Source organism: Streptomyces sp. NPDC046821 (genome assembly GCF_040645335.1).
Lineage (GTDB): Bacteria > Actinomycetota > Actinomycetes > Streptomycetales > Streptomycetaceae > Streptomyces.
This window is the reverse complement of record NZ_JBEYYB010000004.1, coordinates 114,458-132,562: the sequence shown is the minus strand read 5'-3', so window position 1 is coordinate 132,562 and position 18,105 is coordinate 114,458. Positions and strand designations below refer to the sequence as shown.

Here is an 18,105-nt window from a genome sequence, read left to right as displayed (position 1 = left end):
CCGAAGTCCCCACCCACACCAAGGAAAACAGCCGTGACCAGTCTCAGCGTCGAGATGCTGGCAGCGGACCCCGTAGCACCGATCACCTCCGCTGGCCACGCCCAGCTCGGGATCGCCGTCCTCGCGGGCATCGCTGTCATCGTCCTGCTCATCACGAAGTTCCGGGTCCACGCCTTTCTCGCGCTGACCATCGGTTCACTGGCCCTGGGCGCCGTCGCCGGCGCCCCGCTCGACAAGGTCATCGTCAGCTTCACCACCGGCCTGGGCGCCACGGTCGCCGGCGTGGGTGTGCTGATCGCGCTCGGGGCGATCCTGGGCAAGCTGCTCGCCGACTCCGGTGGCGCCGACCAGATCGTCGACACGATCCTCGCCAAGGCGGGCGGGCGCGCCATGCCGTGGGCGATGGTCCTGATCGCCTCGGTGATCGGTCTGCCGCTGTTCTTCGAGGTCGGCATCGTGCTGCTGATCCCGGTCGTCCTGATGGTCGCCAAGCGCGGCAACTACTCGCTGATGCGGATCGGCATCCCGGCCCTCGCCGGCCTGTCCGTGATGCACGGTCTGATCCCGCCGCACCCCGGCCCGCTCGTCGCGATCGACGCGGTCAAGGCCAACCTCGGCATCACGCTCGCCCTGGGTGTCCTCGTGGCGATACCCACCGTGATCATCGCCGGCCCGCTGTTCTCCAAGGTCGCCGCCCGCTGGGTGGACGTCCAGGCCCCCGACAAGATGATCCCGGGCCGGGCGACCGACGACCTGGAGAAGCGTCCCAGCTTCGGTGCCGCCGTCGCCACGATCCTGCTTCCCGTCGTCCTGATGCTCGCCAAGGCGCTCGTCGACATCGTCGTCGACAAGCCCACGGACTCCGTCCAGCGCGTCTTCGACGTCATCGGCTCGCCGCTGATCGCCCTGCTCGCGGCCGTGATCGTCGGTATGTTCACGCTGGGCCGCGCGGCCGGGTTCACCAAGGACCGGCTCTCCACCACCGTCGACAAGTCGCTCGCCCCGATCGCGGGTGTCCTGCTGATCGTCGGCGCGGGCGGTGGCTTCAAGGGGGTCCTCGTCGACTCCGGTGTCGGCCAGATGATCCTGGACATCTCCAAGAGCTGGGCGATCCCGGCCCTGCTCCTCGCGTGGCTGATCGCGGTCATCATCCGCCTCGCCACGGGCTCGGCCACGGTCGCGACCGTCTCGGCGGCCGGTCTGGTGGCGCCGCTCGCGGCCGACATGTCGACCGCGCACACGGCCCTGCTCGTCCTCGCGATCGGCGCGGGCTCGCTCTTCTTCAGCCACGTGAACGACGCGGGATTCTGGCTGGTGAAGGAGTACTTCGGGCTGAGCGTCGGCCAGACGATCAAGACCTGGTCGATCATGGAGACGATCATCTCGGTGGTCGCCGGTGGCCTGGTGCTGCTGCTGTCGCTGGTCATCTAGCCGGGTTCATACGGCACGAACACGCTGACGCCCACCCGCACTCCGGCAATACGGAGGCGGGTGGGCGTCGTCGTACCCGTGACCGCTAGGCGGACTCCCCCGGTCCGCAGCCGATGCCCCGGGGCGCCGTCAAGACCGGATTCACCCCGTCGCAGCCGCCGCAGCACGCCCCGCCGTGCGGCCCGAGAAGAGGCAGCCGCCGAGGAACGTGCCTTCGAGGGAGCGGTAGCCGTGCACTCCGCCGCCGCCGAACCCGGCCGCCTCCCCCGCCGCGTACACGCCCGGCAGCGGTTCGCCGCCCTCGGTGAGGACGCGGGAGGAGAGGTCGGTCTCCAGGCCGCCGAGGGACTTGCGGGTGAGGATGTTGAGGCGCACCGCGACGAGCGGGCCCGCCTTCGGGTCGAGGATGCGGTGCGGGGCGGCGGTGCGGATGAGGCGGTCGCCGAGGAACTTGCGGGTGCCGCGGATGGCGGTCACCTGGAGGTCCTTGGTGAACGGGTTGGCGATCTCGCGGTCGCGGCCGACGACCGTACGGCGCAGCGAGTCCTCGTCGATCAGCGGACCACCCGACTGCTCGGCGAGGGCGTTCATGCCGCGCACCAGGGCGGACAGGTCCTTCTCGATGACGAAGTCGACGCCGTGGTCCATGAACGCCTTGACCGGTCCGGGCACGTCGGCGCGGGCCCGCTCGATGACGCCGCGCACCGACTTGCCCGTGAGGTCGGGGTTCTGCTCGGAGCCGCTGAGGGTGAACTCCTTGCCGATGATGCGCTGGTTCAGGACGAACCAGGTGTAGCCGTACCCGGTCTTCATGATGTGGTCGAGCGTGCCGAGGGTGTCGAAGCCGGGGAAGAGCGGTACGGGCAGACGCTCGCCGCGCGCGTCGAGCCAGAGGGATGACGGGCCCGGCAGGATGCGGATGCCGTGCTTGGCCCAGATGGGGTTCCAGTTCTCGATGCCCTCGGTGTAGTGCCACATGCGGTCGCGGTTGATGAGGTGCGCGCCGGCGTCCTCCGCGATCCCGAGCATCAGGCCGTCGACGTGCGCGGGCACGCCGGAGAGCATCTTCTCGGGCGGGGTGCCAAGGCGCTCGGGCCAGTTGGCGCGGACCAGGTCGTGGTTGCCGCCGATGCCTCCGGAGGTCACGATCACGGCCTGGGCGCGCAGCTCGAAGGAGCCGGTGACGGTACGGCTGCTGCCCTGGCCGCGCTCGATGGACGACGGTTCGAGGATCTCGCCGCTGACGGTGTCGACGGCTCCGGCGCTGCGGGACAGGCCGGTGACGCGGTGCCGGAAGCGCATGTCGACGAGGCCGCGCGCGGCGCCCTCGCGGACCCGGCGCTCGAAGGGGGCGACGAGCCCGGGGCCGGTCCCCCAGGTGATGTGGAAGCGGGGCACCGAGTTCCCGTGCCCGTTCGCGTCGTAGCCGCCGCGCTCCGCCCAGCCGACGACGGGGAAGAACCGGACGCCCTGCCCATGCAGCCAGGACCGCTTCTCGCCCGCCGCGAAGTCGACGTACGCCTCGGCCCACCTGCGCGGCCAGTGGTCCTCCTTGCGGTCGAAGCCGGCGGTGCCCATCCAGTCCTGCAGCGCGAGGGCGTGGCTGTCCTTGATCCGCAGGCGGCGCTGCTCGGGCGAGTCGACGAAGAAGAGGCCGCCGAACGACCAGTGGGCCTGGCCCCCGAGCGACTGTTCCGGCTCCTGGTCGAGCAGGATCACCTTGCGGCCCGCGTCCGCCAGCTCCGCCACCGCCGCGAGCCCGGCGAGGCCCGCCCCGATCACGATCACGTCGGCGTCGTACGTCGTCATGGGGGTCCGTCCCTCTCGTAAGTTACCGGTGGGTCAGATCTTGGGTTCGGGGGTGGGCCGCGTCAACCTCGGCGGCCGGGGTACTCGCCCGGCAGCGCCTGGCATCGGGCGCTATCGTCGGCTTTACACCCGTGCAAACGGTCCGCCCACGGCTGGTCTTGATACCTGCAGTTCCCGAGGTGCGCAGCGTGTCGGTACTCGTACTCGTCCTCGCCGTCTCCGCGGCCTTCTGTCTCGGCATCGGATTCGTGCTCCAGCAGAACGCGGCGCAGCACGCCCCGCTGGGCGACTTCCTGTCCCCGCGCCTGCTCCTCGACCTCATGAAAGTGCCGCGCTGGCTGTTCGGCATCGGGTTCATGGTGGCCGGGATGGTGCTCGGCGCGATAGCTCTGGGCAACGGGGAGATCTCGCTGGTCGAGCCACTGCTCGCGACCAATCTGCTGTTCGCGCTCGCCCTCTCGCGCCACCAGACGCGCCAGCCGCTCGGCCGGCAGGGCTGGTCGGGCCTGCTGCTGCTCGCGGGCGGGGTGACGGCGTTCATCGTGGCGGGCCAGCCACAGAGCGGGGTCGCGGTCAGTGATCCGCTGCGCCGCTGGCTCATCATCGGCGTGATGGTGGGCTTCGCCCTGCTGCTCACGGCGTACGCGAAGAAGTCCAGACTCGGCTCGGCGCCGGTCCTGCTGGCGGTGGCGGCCGGGCTCCTTTACGGCGTCCAGGACTCGCTGACGCGGATGAGCGGGCAACTGTTCTCGGCGGGCGGCTGGTCCGAGCTGTTGACGGGCTGGCAGCCGTACGGGGTCGTCGCCCTCGGTGTCACGGGCCTGATCCTCGTCCAGAGCGCCTTCGAGATGGCGCCGCTGCGGATGTCGCTGCCCGCGCTGACGGCCGCGCAGCCGCTGGCGGGCATCGCGTGCGGGGTCGGTTTCATGGGCGACCAACTGCGCACGGACGCGGGGGCGCTCACTTTGCAGGCCATGGGGCTCGCGGCGATCGTGGCCGGGATCGTGTTCCTCGGGATGCACCCCGCGATGCCCACGACGGGCCCCCGGGAAGACGACCGGGAAGGCGCCGAGGTCTGATCTCATGGGCGCATGACCGATCCCAGTGACTCTCGTGGGCGCGTGACCGATCCCGGCGACTCTCGTGGGCGCGTGACCGATCCCGGCGACTCCCATGGGCGCGTGACCGATCCCGGTGACTCCCATGGGCGTATGACCGATCCCGGCGACTCTCGTGGGCGCATGACCGATCCCGGCGACAGCGCCGCCCCGGACCCCGCGGCGGAGATCCTCGACATCGTCGACGAGCTCGACCAGGTGGTCGGGCAGGCCCCGCGCGGCGAGGCCTACGCACGCGGCCTGCGGCACCGGTGCGTCTTCATCCAGGCCACCGACGCCCAGGGCCGCGTCTTCGTGCACCGCCGCACCCCGCAGAAACTGGTGTTCCCGTCGATGTACGACATGTTCGTCGGCGGCGTCGTGGGCGCCGGCGAGTCCTACGACGACGCGGCCCTGCGCGAGGCCGAGGAGGAACTCGGCGTCACCGGCCTCCCCCGCCCGACCCCCCTGTTCAAGTTCCTGTACGACGACGGGGCGGGCCGCACCTGGTGGTCGTACCTGTACGAGGTGCGCTGCGAGCTGCCCGTGGACCCCCAGGTGGAGGAGGTCGCGTGGCATGACTTCCTCACCGTGGAGGCGCTGGAGCGACGGCTGCCCGAGTGGCCCTGGGTGCCGGACGGGTTCGACGCGTACGAGCGGCTGCGGGCGTTCCGTGCAGCCGACACGGACCCGGGGAGAGCGCCCGGCCAGGCCGGATAAGGTCGGCCCGTGATCGAATTTGTGCGCAGTGTCCGCCTGTGGTTCGCGCCCGAGCGGGTGCGGGACGAGGGCGAGACGCCCGATTACCGCTTCTCGCTGGCCAACGAGCGCACGTTCCTGGCCTGGCTGCGCACGGCGCTCGCGCTGATCGGCGGCGGGTTCGCCGTGGACCAGTTCCTGCCGGACCTGCGCTGGGCCGCGCGCGTCGGCCTCGCCCTGGCGCTGCTCGCGGCGGGCGCGCTGTGCGCGTTGCGGGCCGTGAGCCACTGGGTGCGCTGCGAGCGGGCGATGCGGCGGGGCGAGGACCTGCCCGTCTCCCGGTTCCCGACCTTGCTGAGCGTGGTCGTGGCGCTGGTGGCCCTTGCGATGGTGGTGGTCGTGCTGGCCGGGTGGGCCGGGTGACCAGCCCGCCCGGAGGCGCCGGGGATCGGCCCGTCCTGCGCGATCCCGGGCTCCAGCCCGAGCGGACGCGGCTCGCGTGGCGGCGGACGACCCTGTCGTGCACCGTGGCGGCGGTCCTCGCGGCCAGGGCCACGCTCCACGGCGACGCGGGCACGCTGCATGTGGTGGCCGCGGCCCTGTGTTTCGTGGTGTGGCTGGGGTTCCTGGCGGTGGCCCACCGCCGGATCCGTGAGCTGGCGCTGCACGAGACGCGCCCGCCGGTGCTGACCCGGGGCGCTGCTGTCACGGCGGTGGCGTGCTCGCTGGCGCTTGCCGCGTTCGCGGCGGCGATGGTGGTGTGACGCCGGCACAAACTCCCACCCGGCGCTCCTCCGGCCCGGCCGTCGTCAGGGGCGCAGCGCCCTCAGCAGCAGATCCGCCAGATGATCGGCGACCTCCTGCGGGGTGAGCGGGCCGCCCGGCCGGTACCACGTGGAGAGGTGGTGCACGGACCCGAAGTGGTAGTCGACGACCAGGTCGGCGGGCGTGGCCGTGGAGAACACGCCGGTCTTCTGGCCCTCCTCGATCAGCGCCCTGAACCGCTCGTGGTAGCGCCGCCGTTCGGCCCTGACCTGCTTGTTCTTCTCGGGGCTGAGGTGGTGCATGGAGCGGAAGAAGATCGACGCGTCGTCGAGGTTCTCGATGGTCGTGACGACGACGTCGGCGGCGGCGTCGCGCAGCCGCTGCTCCACGGGCGCGTCGGCGTCCGCGAACGCGTCGAGGCGTTCCTGCTGGAGGCGGAGCACGCGCCCGTAGACCTCGTGGAGCAGGTCGTCCTTGGAGCCGAAGTAGTGGTAGAGCGCGCCCTTGGTGACGCCGGCCGCCTCGACGATCTCCTGGACCGAGGTGCGGTCGTACCCGCGCTCGGCGAAGAGCCGGGTGGCGGCGGCGAGCAGCCTCTGGGGGACGGGCGTACCGTCCGGGTCCGTCGTCCTGGGCACTGCCGCCACCTGCCTTTCTCCTGCGATCGGTCTGCCGAGCGGCCTGTCAATCGGCCTGTCGATCAGCCCTCTGTCAGTCCGTCTGTCAGTCCGTCTGTGTGCGGGAACGCAGTTCCCGTCGGAGGATCTTCCCACTTGTCGTCTTCGGGAGCTCCGGCAGGATCTCCACCTCGCGCGGGTACTTGTACGCGGCGAGCCGCTGCTCGCAGTACGCGGTGAGTTCCTCCGGGGTCACCGTGGCGCCGGGACGCAGGCTCACGTACGCCCGGACCGTCTCTCCTCGGTACGGGTCCGGCACGCCGACGACGGCGGCCTCACGGACGGCCTCATGGGTGTAGAGGACGTCCTCGACCTCGCGGGGCCAGACCTTGAAGCCGGAGGCGTTGATCATGTCCTTCTTGCGGTCGACGACGTAGAGCCAGCCGTTCGCGTCCATGAAGCCGATGTCACCGGTGCGCAGTTCGCCGTCGGGGAAGGACTCGGCGGTGGCGTCGGGGCGCTTCCAGTAGCCGGGCACGACCTGGGGGCCGCTGACGGCGATCTCGCCCTGTTGGCCGAAGGGCACCTCCTGGCCGAGGTCGTCCACGATCCGGACGATGCTCTCGGGTCCTGGGACGCCGACGGCGAGCGTGCCGGACGCGGGGTCGACGGGGGCCTCCTTGCCGGGCGGCACGGTGGCGCAGGGCGCGGTGCACTCGGTGAGGCCGTAGCCGTTGTGGAGGTACGGCCCGAAGGCGGCCCGGAACTTCTCCACCAGGGCGGGCGGCACGGGTGCGCCGCCCGACGAGATCGACTGGAACGACGCGAAGTGGTCGCGGGTCGCGGCCGGGTGGGCGGCGAGCGCCATGAAAGCGGTCGAGGGGCCCACGGTGTAGTGCGGGCGGTGCTCGGCGAAGGCGTCCAGGACGACACCGGCCTCGAAGCGGTAGGCGAGGACCAGGGTGCCCGCGTTCGCGAAGGAGGACGCCAGCTCGCAGACCGTGCCGGTGATGTGGAACAGCGGCGCGAGCGCGAAGTACGTACCGCCCTCCGGGACGCCGAGCCCGACGCGCTGGCGCTCGGCGTTGTACGTGATGTTCCGGTGCAGGTTCATGGCGCCCTTGGGGGTGCCGCTGGTGCCGGAGGTGTAGCTGATGAGGGCGATGTCGTCCGGGCCCGGATCGCGGCCTTCGGGGGCGGCGTGCCCGAGCCGGGCGACCGCCAGAAGGTCGTCCGCGTCGTCGGCCGGAGGCTCCACGCGCGCGAACTTCAGGACCCGTTCGTCGTTCCGCGTCTGCAGATCGAGCTCGCAGGCGGTGAGCACGATCCGTACGGGCGAGTCGGCCGCCGTCTCTCGCAGGTACTCGTCCCAGGCGCGGTCGGAGCAGATCAGGGCGGACACGTCGGCGTCGTGCAGGACGTGGCTGACCTCGCCCGACTTGTACATCGGGTTGACGGGGACGACGGTCGCGCCCGCCTTGTAGGCGCCGAGCAGGGCGATCACGAAGTGCGGGGAGTTCTGGAGCATGAGGGCGGCCCGGTCGCCGCGCTCCAGGCCGCGTGCGGCGAGGTGTCCGGCGACGGAGTCGCTGAGCTCGTCGAGTTCCCGGTAGCTGAGGCGGCCGTCGAAGTAGGTGACGGCGGTGCGGTCGGGGGCCGTGCGCAGGGCGGCGCGGAAGGCGTGGAGCACGGAGTCCGCCGGGGTGACGGGGGCGCGCTGGGCATCGGAGAGCTGCCCGAGCCAGGGCCGGGCCGCGTAGATCGAGGTGCTCACTTCTGGACGGCCTCCCACTTCTGCTGGAGATGGTTCATGTTCGACAGCCAGCGGTCGGGTGACGCGGCCCTGGCCTCGTAGTATCCGGCGACCTCGGGGTGCGGCAGGATCAGGAAACGCTCCTCCGCCATGCCCGCGAAGAGCGCTTCGGCGACGTCCTCGGGCTCGATCGCGGTCGGCGCGAGAACGAGTTCCCCGGCGGATCCGGCGGCGGTGAGCATGTCCGTCCGCACGCCCTGCGGGCAGATCGCGTGGACCTTGATCCCGCGATGGCGGTAGGTGAGGGAGAGCCATTCGGCGAAGGCGTACGCGCCGTGCTTGGTCACGCTGTACGGGGCGGCGCCGACCATCGTCAGCAGGCCCGCGGCGGAGACGGTGGAGACGAAACGGCCGCTGCCGCGCTCCAGCCAGCCGGGCAGGAGTGCTTTCGCGGCACGGACGTGGGCCATGACGTTGACGTCCCAGGCGTCGGCCCAGATCTGCTCGTCGGCGGCCTCGGTGCCGCCGGAGGCTAGGCCCGCGTTGGCGCAGTAGATGTCGACGGTGCCGTCCAGGGCGTCCACGGCCTCGGCGACGATCTCGGACGCGTCGCCCGGCACCGCTCTCGCGCCGATCTCGTCCGCGACCGCCTTGGCCTTCCCCGCGTCCAGGTCGTTCACGACGACGCGCGCTCCGGAGGCGGCGAAACGGCGGGCGAGCGCGGCTCCGATACCGCCTCCCGCCCCGGTGACGACGACCCCTGTGCCCTGCAGGCTGTCCACGAACGGTCTCCCTCGACTCGGCATCGAACGGCTCGGCTCCGGTCACAGACTAAGCAGTCGGTCAGACCAGTGGAAGAGGTGTCGGCGTCCGGCTTCGTTCCCCGACGGCCCGCCGCACGCTAGCGTGCGCGCACATGCCACCTTCCGCCACCACGGAGGTCACCACATGAACGTGTCCCGACGGAGCCTGCTCGCCGCCACCACCGCCACCGCGGTGGGCATGGCGTCCCCGGCAAGTGCCACGAGCGCTACGGATGTCTCGAACGCCCAGGACGACTCCGACAAGGACGGCGGCCGGCTGCGCACCGGCTTCGAGCGGCTCGCGGACGACGGGTACCGGATGCTCGCCGGCCAGAAGGTCGGCGTCGTGACCAACCCGACCGGCGTCACCCGCGACGTCCGGCACATCGTCGACGTGATGCACGCCGACGAACGCGTGCGGCTGACCGCCGTGTTCGGGCCCGAGCACGGCTTCCGGGGCACCGCGCAGGCGGGCGGTTCGGAGGGCCGCTACGACGACCCGGCGACCGGACTGCCCGTCTACGACACCTACTTGAAGAGCGGTCAGCCGCTCGCCGACGCCTTCACCGCGTCCGGCGTCGACACGGTCGTCTTCGACATCCAGGACGTGGGCGCCCGTTTCTACACGTACATCTGGACCCTGTACGACTGCATGGAGGCCGCGCAGCTCGCCGGGAAGCGGTTCGTGGTGCTGGACCGGCCGAACCCGGTGACCGGGCGCGGTGCCTACGGGCCCGTGCTGCACAAGGAGTTCGCGACGTTCGTCGGGCGGCGCGAGATCTCGCAGGCCCACGGGATGACGGTCACGGAGCTGGCGCGCCTGTTCAACGGCGAGTACCTGGCGAAGCCCGTGGACCTGGAGTCGGTCACGATGACGGGCTGGAAGCGGCGGGACTTCTACGACGCCTCGGGTCTGCCGTGGGTGCCGCCGAGCCCGAACATGCCGACCGCCGACACCGCCCTCGTGTACTCGGGCACCTGTCTGTTCGAGGGGACGAACCTCTCCGAGGGCCGGGGCACGACCCGCCCGTTCGAACTGCTCGGCGCGGAAGGCGTCGACGGCCGCTGGGCCGCCGCCGCCAATGAACTCGCCCTGCCCGGCGTCGACTTCCGTGAGGCGTACTTCGCGCCGACGTTCTCCAAGTTCCAGGGCAAGACGATCGGCGGGGTGCAGATCCACGTCAGGGACCGGGCCGCGTACGACCCTGTGCGTACCGGTGTCGCGCTGCTCGTCACGGCGAAGAAGGTCTGGAAGGACTTCGCCTGGCGTTCGGACAACTGGATCGACAAGCTCACGGGGTCGACCCGGGTGCGGACGATGATCGACGCGGGGGCTTCCACCGATGAGGTGGTCGCGGGCTGGCAGGACGAGCTGACCGCGTTCCGCAAGGTGCGGAGCCGGTACCTCACGTACAAGTGACGTACCTGGCACACGACTTGGGGCGTCTCGCGATCCGGGACCGAGCGTCCCGGATGTTGACTGCACCGTACACGGACAACCACAGTGCAGCTCGTGCTCAAAGACGAATCGACCAGGAAAAACACCACGGAAACCGACCCGGCGCAGGGCTCTCAGGAGAGCCTGCGCCGGGTGGCCGTCGCGAGCTTCATCGGCACGGCCATCGAGTTCTACGACTTCTACATCTACGGAACGGCCGCCGCGCTCGTCCTCAACGAGGCCTTCTTCCCGAACCTCTCGCCCCTCAACGCCACCCTCGCCTCCTTCTCGACGTACGCCGTCGCGTTCGCGGCCCGCCCGATCGGCTCGCTGGTCTTCGGCCACTTCGGCGACCGGATCGGCCGCAAGTCGGTCCTGGTCGCGTCGCTGCTGCTGATGGGCCTGTCGACGGCGTGCGTCGGACTCCTGCCGGGCTACGCCACGCTGGGCGTGTGGGCACCCGTGCTGCTCGTGCTGCTGCGCTTCCTTCAGGGCGTGGGCCTGGGCGGCGAATGGGGCGGGGCGGCGCTGCTCGCCGTGGAACACGCGCCGCGCGGCCGGCGCGGACTGTTCGCCGCGTTCCCCCAACTCGGGCCCTCCGTCGGCTTCTTCGCGGCGACCGGCATCTTCTGGGTCCTGTCGACGACGCTCGACGACCGGGCGTTCCACTCGTGGGGCTGGCGTGTCCCGTTCCTGCTCTCGTTCCTGCTCGTCGCCGTCGGCCTCTTCGTCCGGCTGAGGATCAGCGAGACGCCCGTCTTCGCGAAGGTGATGCGTGATCAGGAGGCCAGCAGGGCGCCCGCGCTCGAGGTCTTCCGGCGCCATCCGAAGGAGATCCTGCTCGGCGCGGGCGGCATGGTCGTCGCGTACGGACTGTTCTACACGGCCACCACGTACAGCCTCGCCTACGGCACGACGACGCTCGGGATCCCCCGGAACACGATGCTCGCGGTCTCGCTCGTCGCGTGCCTCTTCCTCGCGGCGGGCACCTGGCTCGCCGCGACCCGCTCCGACGCGGGCGGGCGCCGCAGGCTCGTCCTGGCCGGTACGGGGCTCGCTGTCGTCTGGGGCTTCGTCCTCTTCCCGCTTCTCGACACCGGGCAGCCCGTTCTGATCGCGCTCGCCCTGGGCGGGGCGCTGTTCTGCATGGGTGTCGTGTACGGGCCGATGGGCGCGTATCTGCCCGAGCTGTTCTCGGTGCGCGTGCGCTACTCCGGGGCCTCGTTCGCGTACAACCTGGGCGGGGTGCTCGGGGGTGCGGTGGCGCCGCTGGTGGCGACGCGGCTGCAGAGCTCGTTCGGCTCGTCCTCGGTGGGCTGGTACGTCAGCGCGATGGCCGTCGTGTCCCTGCTGTGCGTCCTGGCCCTGCCGGAGACGCGGGAGCGCGAACTCGGCTGAACCTCATGGGCCACGCCCTGGAGCGCGGCCCATGAGGTCTATCAACTACGGCCGGTGCGCCGGGAATTCGACGACCTGCTGGTAGGTGGGACGGTTCTGCCACTGGATGTTGCGGTGCGTGATGCCGCCGAGCGCGCGGTGGTTGATGGTGTCCGCGCACCACTGGTCGCCGGCCTTGCACAGGTCGTCGCCCGGGTAGACCTCTTTCCAGGGCTTCGCGACGGCCTGCACGAGCGTGGCGAGGAGTGCGTCACGGCAGGTGCTGAGCTTGCCGCCGCCGCAGTACGTGGCGCCGAGCTTGCCCTTGACCGGCTGTCCGAGGACCGTGCGCAGGTCCTTGTCGACGTAGCCCCACCAGCCGTACTGGAAGGCCGATCCGGCGTGGGAGCCGGTCGGGCCGTGGCCCGCGGACGGGGACTCGTCGATCGGCAACTCGCCGCCGAGCGCCTGGTACAGGTCGGTGCCGAGACCGGGCTCGAACTCGGCCTTCACCAGGAGCGGCCACCAGGCGTCCATGATGCGGATGGCGTCGTCGTGCGGGTAGTGGTGCGAACCGGCGTAGCTCTGGTTGCGCTGGGCACCCGCCTTGCGCCAGTCCTCCAGCTCCTGCACGGCCTTGTTCAGGGCCGGGTCCTCGATCGGCTTGCTGCGGACGACCTTGAGGATCTCGGGGAGCACCTGCTCGCCGCGCAGGTCGGTGACGGCGGCCTCCTCCATGGCCTGGGTGAGCGAGGCGCGGGTGACGCCGCCCTCGGCGACGAGCTTCTTCACGCGGTCGTCGAGCAGGTTGACGCGGTGCACGGCGCCGAGGCTGAAGTTGGCGGCGCCGAAGCCCTTGGCCTGCTTGTTGTTCCAGGAGACGTAGTAGTCCTGGTTCAGCGAGTTCGGGTGCTGGGTGGGCGGGGTGTACGCGGCGGTGTTGTCCGCCGGGTCGAAGTTCCGCCACTCGTAGGCCTTCTCGGCCTTGACCGGGAAGGAGGCGTCGACGCCGTCGGCGCGCACCGGGTTGGCGCCGCTGTTGTAGTACGCGATGTCACGCGAGTCGGCGTAGAACCAGTTGAAGGCGTAGCTGATGTGCTGGGCGGCCTTCTCGAACGTCGCGGCGTTCTTGACGTACGTCGGGTCGTTCAGCATCTGGAAGCCGATGATGGAGTCGGCCTCGTGGCGGTACGTCGAGCGCAGCGAGGTGTAGGCGACGGGCTTGCCGCCGACGGTGGCGCGGTGCGTGACGATGCCGTACTTGGTGCGGAAGACCTGCATCCGGTAGGAGCCGGCCGCCGTGGAGTCGGCGATGGTCGGCTTCCAGGAGTTGGTGCGCTCCAGCTTCTCCATCGGCGTGCAGGTGCCGTGGAAGAGGTAGTACGTGGACTGCTTGGTGGGCTTGGCGCCACCGGGCTCGCAGAGCTGGACGGCGTACGTGTCCGTGATGTCCTGGCCCGCCGAGGTCGCCGACCACGCGTAGTCCTGGCCGCGGCCGAGCTGGATGTACATGCCGACGCCCGCGAAGGAGACCCCTCGGGCGCTGATTCCCGGGCCCTGGAGCTCCTGCATCATCAGCAGCTGCGGGGCGAAGTAGCCGGTCTGCGGGCCGAACACGGCGACGGGGTGGCCGGACGCGGTGTGCTTGCCCGAGACGAGGAGGGCGTTGGACATGCCCTTCTTGGACGCCGTGTTCTTGAACGTGTCCGGGGGCAGGACGCCCTTGTCGTACATGCCCTGGAGCGGCTTGAGCCTGGCGGGGGCCTTGACCGGCGCCTTCTGGGTCGCCTGGGACGGCTTGGCGGAGCCCTGACGGTCGTACACGAGGGGCTCGCGGACGACGCTGCCCTTGTCGGGGAGCGCCTCGCCGCGCGCGACCTTCGGCTTGGCGCCGTAGGGGAAGCGCGTGCCGTCGTGGATGGTCGTCACGGCCTCGGGGTCGTCGCGGCCGCGGAAGGACTCCCAGACCTTGGTGCCGCGCTCGACGCCGTACTTCTGCTGCGCCGACAGGAGCGAGAGGGCCTGGTCGACCTCTCCCCCGCCGCCGCCTCCGAAGAGGCCGCCGACGACCGAGGCGAGCGCGATCATGTCGGTCACCTTGAACGGCTGGATGTCGCCGGCGTTGGTGATGGGGTCGATCTTGCCGGTCAGGTCGTACTCGCCGGGGAAGTAGCGCCCGTTGTGCGCCTGCACGCGGTAGGCGTTGAGGCCGTCGATGTAGGCCTGCGCGTCGTCCATGGCCTGCTTGCCGCGGGGGCCCTGGGTGGTCCGGATGTACTCGACCTGCTTCTCCAGGTCCTGCTCCGTGTACGGGGCCTGCGGCCAGAACTCCTGCTCGAGTCCCTGGTTGGCGACGGCGCCGCCCGCGAACGACGTCAGCTCGCCGCGGCCGATGTGCCGGAACAGGTCGATCAGCCAGAGGCGGTCCTGACCTGCGGCGTAGCCGGCGCCGAATTCCGTTCCGTAGCGCGTGGAACCTTTGACGTGGGGTACGCCGTTCTTCTTGTCACGGGTGATGGTCACATCTGCACGGGGGCGTGTGACGGATCCGACCTGACCATCGGGGACCCCGAAGGAGGAGTCGTTGAAGAACTTGGTGAGCGTGTCGTCCGTCAGTGACGGATATCCGCTGGACAGCGCGTCGTAGGGGCCGAGTTGATCGTCGGCGTGACGGGGCTGCGTGCCGAAGAGGCGGTGGCCGAGGATCTCCATCAGCGTGGCGCTGCCGTTGGCGCCGGGCGGCAGGATGTCCGCGCACTGATGACCGCAGTAATCGGTGGCCGGTGCCGGCTCCGCGGCGGACGCCTGACCGGCCGGGGACAACAGCCCCGCCGTGAGGACGAATACCGCGACGGCGGCCGTGCCGGTAAGAGTTTTACGAAGACTTCTGTGCTGGGTGGTGCGTGGCGTGCGCCGTCGCATTCTGGTCCTCCCGACGATGTTGGCCCGGAGGTTACCGTCGGTACGCCACCCACAGAAGATGAACAACCGTCACCTTTTCGGAATCACCACACGCGCCCCTGGCGGGCGCGTCCGCCCCACGCGATGCCGATGCCGAATCACATCGGAAATCGGATGGGTGAAAAGGGATCCGAATCGAGTGTCGATACGTCTATTCGACGACGTCCGTTCGACGACGACGCCGAAGTACATGTACGTGTGACGGAGGTGCAGGGCGATGGCCGGATTCCGGAGTCTGGCGAGACAGGCGCGCGACCCGCGCAACGATCTGGCACTGCGGCGGTACTCGCTGCGCAAGTGCCTTGAGCGGTTTGCCCCTTATGGGCACCGAGCGACCTGGGACCACCTGTGCTCGCGAGCCGGGTTCGATCCCGAGGACCGGTCCCCCGAGCCGGCGCGGCTGACGGCCGCGCTCGACGAACTCGAGGAGGCGCGGGCTGTCTGGCTCGCGTACGAGTCCCAGTTCGCGGAGCGCCGCCGCAAGGAGAAGCACGGCGGGCTCCGCAGACCGGGCACGGTCGACGACTGGCACCGGCTCACCTGGGGCGGCTGCGGTGTCGCCTGGTGTGACGACCCGTCGGTGCATCCCACGGAACCCCTCGCGGAAGTCCTCCGCCGGCTGATCTCCGCCCTTGAGCGCGAGCCCGGCACGGGCTGCCCCGTGTGCACCGGCTCCACGCTCCTGTGGAAGCAGGACCTCCCGCATAAGCCTTCGTCAGGACCGGTGTGCGCAGACTGCGGCATCGTGGTGCCACGCCCCGTCCTCACCCCCCAGTCCCTGGCCGGCGCCCGGCTGACCAAGATCCTCGTCTCGGCATGAGCGGCGTGAGCGGCATGAGCGCAACGAGCGGCACCACGAGCAGTACACGCACATCGAGCACACCCGGCACACCCGGCACAGCGAGCACATAGAGCACACCGAGCGCATCGGGCGGACCGGCCCGGTGCGGCGCCCTGACCCAGCGCCTCAGCTTCTCGGTGTGATCACGTCCGTCTGGATGGCCAGCTTGAGCTCGGCGAGGGCGAGCGGCGTGCGCACCAGCGCGCCGCCCGCGCCCCGCGCCGCGATCTTCAGGCCGACCGGCGTGCCCGGGTGCACGAACATCTGCCAGGTGTACGACCGGAATTGACCGCCTTCGGTCGGCGCCGAGTCCGTGGTGGCGGTCGAGTCGTAGCCGGTGGAGCCGGACAGCGGGTCGCGCACGAAGCGCGCCCGGTACTCGTGGGCGCCCGCGTCCGGCTCCCAGAAGACCAGTGCGGACAGGGTGCCCCAGCCGTCGTGGCTCGGGTAAATGAGACCCGCGCGGGCGTCGGGGTACTTGGCCGCGGAGCCCCCGCCGTTCGCCGGGTCGTGCATCTTCCACGGGTCGTACGACTCCTCGCCCACCCCGTAGGGGAAGCGGACGAGGTGGTAGCCGTCGTGGTCGTAGGTGATCTTCTGCTGTCCTGAGCGTGCCGCCTCGAACTTCAGCGAACAGATGGCGATGCCCATCGCGCCTCCCCCTGCCGGTACCGGTGAACTGCCGCGGCGTCATGCGGCCGTCGGTTCCACTCCTGCCCAACTGACGTGCCGCTTACGGCGACCGGCCGGCGGAACGCACAGTTCAGGCCGAGGAGCCCTTCCCGTTCTCCCGCATCAGGCGGGACCCCGTGAGGCTGTCGCCGAACACGTCGTCCGGGTTCGAGAGCACGCAGTTCTCCAGCGACAGGCAGCCGCAGCCGATGCAGTCGGTCAGGTGGTCCCGCAGCCGGCCGAGCTGGGTGATGCGCTGGTCCAGTTCGGCGCGCCAGGCCTCGGAGAGCCGCGCCCAGTCCTCGCGGGTCGGGGTGCGCTCCTCGGGCAGCCGGGCGAGGGCGTCCCGGATGGTGGCGAGCGGGATGCCGACGCGCTGCGCGGCACGGATGAAGGCGACCCGGCGCAGGGTGTCGCGGTGGAAACGGCGCTGGTTCCCCGTCGTGCGACGGCTGCTGATCAGGCCCTTGGCCTCGTAGAAGTGGAGGGCCGAGACGGCGGCTCCGCTGCGCGCCGACAGCTGACCGACGGTGAGTTCGTGGACCTTCACGGGAATCTGGGGCACCGGGCCGAGCCTACTGGCCAGCACATTCAGCCGTTGACAGAGGTCGCCCGCCCTAGGATGCTGAGCAAACGCTTAGACAAGATGCATACATACCGCACGTATATATGGAGGCCAGGACATGGCAGAGCCGAGGGTTTTCAGGTCGGTCGACGAGCTGCGCGCGGCTGAGGGCGAGCTGCTGGGCCCCACCGACTGGGTCGAGATCGAGCAGAAGCGGATCGACCAGTTCGCGGACGCCACGGGTGACCACCAGTGGATCCACGTCGACCCCGAGCGCGCGAAGGACGGCCCCTTCGGCACGACGATCGCGCACGGTTATCTGACCCTGTCCCTGCTTCCCCTCTTCGGGCCGCAGCTGATCACGGTCGAGGGCATGAAGCTCGGCGTGAACTACGGGACGAACAAGGTCCGCTTCCCCGCCCCGGTGCCGGTCGGCTCGCGCCTGCGCTCCACGGCGAAGATCAGTCTGGTCGAGGACGTGCCGGGCGGTGTCCAGGTCTCGGTCGTCTTCACCGTGGAGCGCGAGGGCGGCGACAAGCCGGTCTGCGTCGCGGAGTCCGTGTCGCGGTACTACCTCTGAGCGATTTCGCTGCGGGTCACCCGTGGCTGGTCGCGCAGTTCCCCGCGCCCCTGACGGGGGGCGCCTACTGCACCCCCACCATCCGCAGGACGAGGTCGGCGTACAGCTCGCCGACCTCGTCGGGCGTCCGGCGGCCCTCCGTGTTGAACCAGCGCGCCACGTCGATGCACAGGGACAGCACGGCCAGGGTGGTGCCGGGGACGTCGGGGACGTCGAACTCCCCCGCCTTCACACCGTCGTTGATGATCTCGCGCACGGTGGAGTCGCTCTTGCGGCGCAGGGCGACGATCTCGGGCCGGTGCTCCTCGCCGAGCGAGTCCAGCTCGTACTGCACGACGCGCGCCGTCAGATGACGCGAGGCGTGCCAGCGGACGAAGGACCGTACGGCGGCGGCGAGGCGCTCGGCGGCGGTGCCCTCGCGGCCCGCCGCCTCCACCAGGATCTCGAGCGCCTTCTCGTGGCCGATGCGGCTGATGCGGAGGAGCAGGTCCTCCTTGGTGCGGTAGTGGATGTAGAGCGCGGCCGGGCTCATGCCGGCGCGGCTCGCGATGTCCCGGGTGGTGGTCGCGTGGTAGCCGCGCTCCGCGAAGGCCTCGACGGCCGCGATCAGCAGTCGCCTGGCGGCGTCGGGGGTGACCTCGGCCCAGGACATGTCGTCCATGACCGGCTCGGCGCCCTCGTTCCCGGCTTGCCGCTC

Annotated in this window: 17 protein-coding genes; 9 read left to right on the top strand and 8 right to left on the bottom strand. The window is 70.5% G+C overall.

From position 1 onward, the window contains the following. Window positions 1-33 precede the first annotated feature (33 nt). The gene (locus ABZ893_RS09330; protein ID WP_361399334.1) at window positions 34-1,431 is read left to right on the top strand and encodes a gluconate:H+ symporter; all 1,398 of its coding nucleotides are present in this window, start codon (window positions 34-36) and stop codon (window positions 1,429-1,431) included. Between the two features lie 141 nt (window positions 1,432-1,572). On the opposite strand, the gene ABZ893_RS09325 is transcribed toward ABZ893_RS09330, so the two are convergent. Next, window positions 1,573-3,240 (bottom strand): FAD-binding dehydrogenase, encoded by a 1,668-nt coding sequence (locus ABZ893_RS09325; RefSeq protein ID WP_361399331.1) that lies wholly within the window; start codon window positions 3,238-3,240, stop codon window positions 1,573-1,575. Between the two features lie 188 nt (window positions 3,241-3,428). Here ABZ893_RS09325 and ABZ893_RS09320 point away from each other — a divergent pair, with 188 nt between their 5' ends. The 4 genes from ABZ893_RS09320 to ABZ893_RS09305 all read left to right on the top strand — a co-directional run bounded on the left by ABZ893_RS09320 (window position 3,429) and on the right by ABZ893_RS09305 (window position 5,800). Next, the gene (locus tag ABZ893_RS09320) at window positions 3,429-4,319 is read left to right on the top strand and encodes a DMT family transporter (protein ID WP_361399329.1); all 891 of its coding nucleotides are present in this window, start codon (window positions 3,429-3,431) and stop codon (window positions 4,317-4,319) included. A 162-nt stretch (window positions 4,320-4,481) separates the two neighbouring features. After that, window positions 4,482-5,057: an NUDIX domain-containing protein gene (locus tag ABZ893_RS09315; protein ID WP_361399326.1), complete on the top strand. Its 576-nt coding sequence runs from the start codon at window positions 4,482-4,484 to the stop codon at window positions 5,055-5,057. Window positions 5,058-5,066: 9 nt separating this feature from the next. Next, on the top strand, window positions 5,067-5,459 hold the full coding sequence (locus ABZ893_RS09310) for a DUF202 domain-containing protein (protein WP_361399323.1): 393 nt from the start codon (window positions 5,067-5,069) through the stop codon (window positions 5,457-5,459). After that, window positions 5,456-5,800: a DUF202 domain-containing protein gene (locus tag ABZ893_RS09305; RefSeq protein ID WP_361399320.1), complete on the top strand. Its 345-nt coding sequence runs from the start codon at window positions 5,456-5,458 to the stop codon at window positions 5,798-5,800. Before ABZ893_RS09310 ends, ABZ893_RS09305 begins: the two co-directional genes overlap by 4 nt. A 45-nt stretch (window positions 5,801-5,845) precedes the next feature. On the opposite strand, the gene ABZ893_RS09300 is transcribed toward ABZ893_RS09305, so the two are convergent. The 3 genes from ABZ893_RS09300 to ABZ893_RS09290 all read right to left on the bottom strand — a co-directional run bounded on the left by ABZ893_RS09300 (window position 5,846) and on the right by ABZ893_RS09290 (window position 8,977). Continuing rightward, window positions 5,846-6,439 carry a TetR/AcrR family transcriptional regulator gene (locus tag ABZ893_RS09300; protein ID WP_361399317.1) on the bottom strand — a complete coding sequence of 198 codons (594 nt, stop codon included), beginning with the start codon at window positions 6,437-6,439 and terminating at the stop codon, window positions 5,846-5,848. A gap of 85 nt (window positions 6,440-6,524) precedes the next feature. Further along, a complete protein-coding gene (locus ABZ893_RS09295) occupies window positions 6,525-8,192 on the bottom strand; it encodes an AMP-binding protein (protein WP_361399315.1) in 1,668 nt (555 codons plus the stop codon). Further along, window positions 8,189-8,977, bottom strand: coding sequence for an SDR family oxidoreductase (locus tag ABZ893_RS09290; protein WP_361399312.1), 789 nt, complete (start codon window positions 8,975-8,977; stop codon window positions 8,189-8,191). The genes ABZ893_RS09295 and ABZ893_RS09290 overlap by 4 nt, the downstream gene beginning before the upstream one ends. Before the next feature lie 142 nt (window positions 8,978-9,119). On the opposite strand from ABZ893_RS09290, the gene ABZ893_RS09285 reads away from it, so the two are divergent. Continuing rightward, a complete protein-coding gene (locus tag ABZ893_RS09285) occupies window positions 9,120-10,394 on the top strand; it encodes a DUF1343 domain-containing protein (protein WP_361399310.1) in 1,275 nt (424 codons plus the stop codon). Window positions 10,395-10,556: 162 nt separating this feature from the next. Further along, window positions 10,557-11,810: an MFS transporter gene (locus tag ABZ893_RS09280; RefSeq protein WP_361400178.1), complete on the top strand. Its 1,254-nt coding sequence runs from the start codon at window positions 10,557-10,559 to the stop codon at window positions 11,808-11,810. A 45-nt stretch (window positions 11,811-11,855) separates the two neighbouring features. Here ABZ893_RS09280 and ABZ893_RS09275 read toward each other — a convergent pair whose 3' ends face one another. Next, complete coding sequence (locus ABZ893_RS09275) at window positions 11,856-14,711, bottom strand: penicillin acylase family protein (RefSeq protein WP_361399307.1); 2,856 nt, start codon at window positions 14,709-14,711, stop codon at window positions 11,856-11,858. 256 nt (window positions 14,712-14,967) lie between these two features. On the opposite strand from ABZ893_RS09275, the gene ABZ893_RS09270 reads away from it, so the two are divergent. Beyond that, window positions 14,968-15,570 carry a hypothetical protein gene (locus ABZ893_RS09270; protein ID WP_361399304.1) on the top strand — a complete coding sequence of 201 codons (603 nt, stop codon included), beginning with the start codon at window positions 14,968-14,970 and terminating at the stop codon, window positions 15,568-15,570. Window positions 15,571-15,717: 147 nt separating this feature from the next. Here ABZ893_RS09270 and ABZ893_RS09265 read toward each other — a convergent pair whose 3' ends face one another. Together ABZ893_RS09265 and soxR are read right to left on the bottom strand one after the other, a co-directional pair. Continuing rightward, window positions 15,718-16,242: a hypothetical protein gene (locus ABZ893_RS09265; protein WP_361399301.1), complete on the bottom strand. Its 525-nt coding sequence runs from the start codon at window positions 16,240-16,242 to the stop codon at window positions 15,718-15,720. A gap of 112 nt (window positions 16,243-16,354) precedes the next feature. After that, window positions 16,355-16,828 (bottom strand): redox-sensitive transcriptional activator SoxR, encoded by a 474-nt coding sequence (gene soxR, locus ABZ893_RS09260; protein WP_361399298.1) that lies wholly within the window; start codon window positions 16,826-16,828, stop codon window positions 16,355-16,357. A gap of 118 nt (window positions 16,829-16,946) precedes the next feature. Between soxR and ABZ893_RS09255 the strand changes: the two genes are divergently transcribed. Next, complete coding sequence (locus ABZ893_RS09255) at window positions 16,947-17,408, top strand: MaoC family dehydratase (protein ID WP_361399295.1); 462 nt, start codon at window positions 16,947-16,949, stop codon at window positions 17,406-17,408. 64 nt (window positions 17,409-17,472) lie between these two features. Here the strand turns inward: ABZ893_RS09255 and ABZ893_RS09250 are convergent, their stop codons facing one another. Further along, on the bottom strand, window positions 17,473-18,069 hold the full coding sequence (locus ABZ893_RS09250) for a TetR/AcrR family transcriptional regulator (RefSeq protein ID WP_361400175.1): 597 nt from the start codon (window positions 18,067-18,069) through the stop codon (window positions 17,473-17,475). Window positions 18,070-18,105 lie beyond the last annotated feature (36 nt).

Coding starts and splice junctions, on each gene's coding strand:
- ABZ893_RS09255 (WP_361399295.1), top strand. CDS start 16,947: ATGGCAGAGCCGAGGGTTTTCAGGTCGGTCGACGAGCTGCGCGCGGCT.
- ABZ893_RS09290 (WP_361399312.1), bottom strand. CDS start 8,977: ATGCCGAGTCGAGGGAGACCGTTCGTGGACAGCCTGCAGGGCACAGGG.
- ABZ893_RS09250 (WP_361400175.1), bottom strand. CDS start 18,069: ATGGACGACATGTCCTGGGCCGAGGTCACCCCCGACGCCGCCAGGCGA.
- ABZ893_RS09270 (WP_361399304.1), top strand. CDS start 14,968: ATGGCCGGATTCCGGAGTCTGGCGAGACAGGCGCGCGACCCGCGCAAC.
- ABZ893_RS09325 (WP_361399331.1), bottom strand. CDS start 3,240: ATGACGACGTACGACGCCGACGTGATCGTGATCGGGGCGGGCCTCGCC.
- ABZ893_RS09265 (WP_361399301.1), bottom strand. CDS start 16,242: ATGGGCATCGCCATCTGTTCGCTGAAGTTCGAGGCGGCACGCTCAGGA.
- ABZ893_RS09285 (WP_361399310.1), top strand. CDS start 9,120: ATGAACGTGTCCCGACGGAGCCTGCTCGCCGCCACCACCGCCACCGCG.
- ABZ893_RS09315 (WP_361399326.1), top strand. CDS start 4,482: ATGACCGATCCCGGCGACAGCGCCGCCCCGGACCCCGCGGCGGAGATC.
- ABZ893_RS09275 (WP_361399307.1), bottom strand. CDS start 14,711: ATGCGACGGCGCACGCCACGCACCACCCAGCACAGAAGTCTTCGTAAA.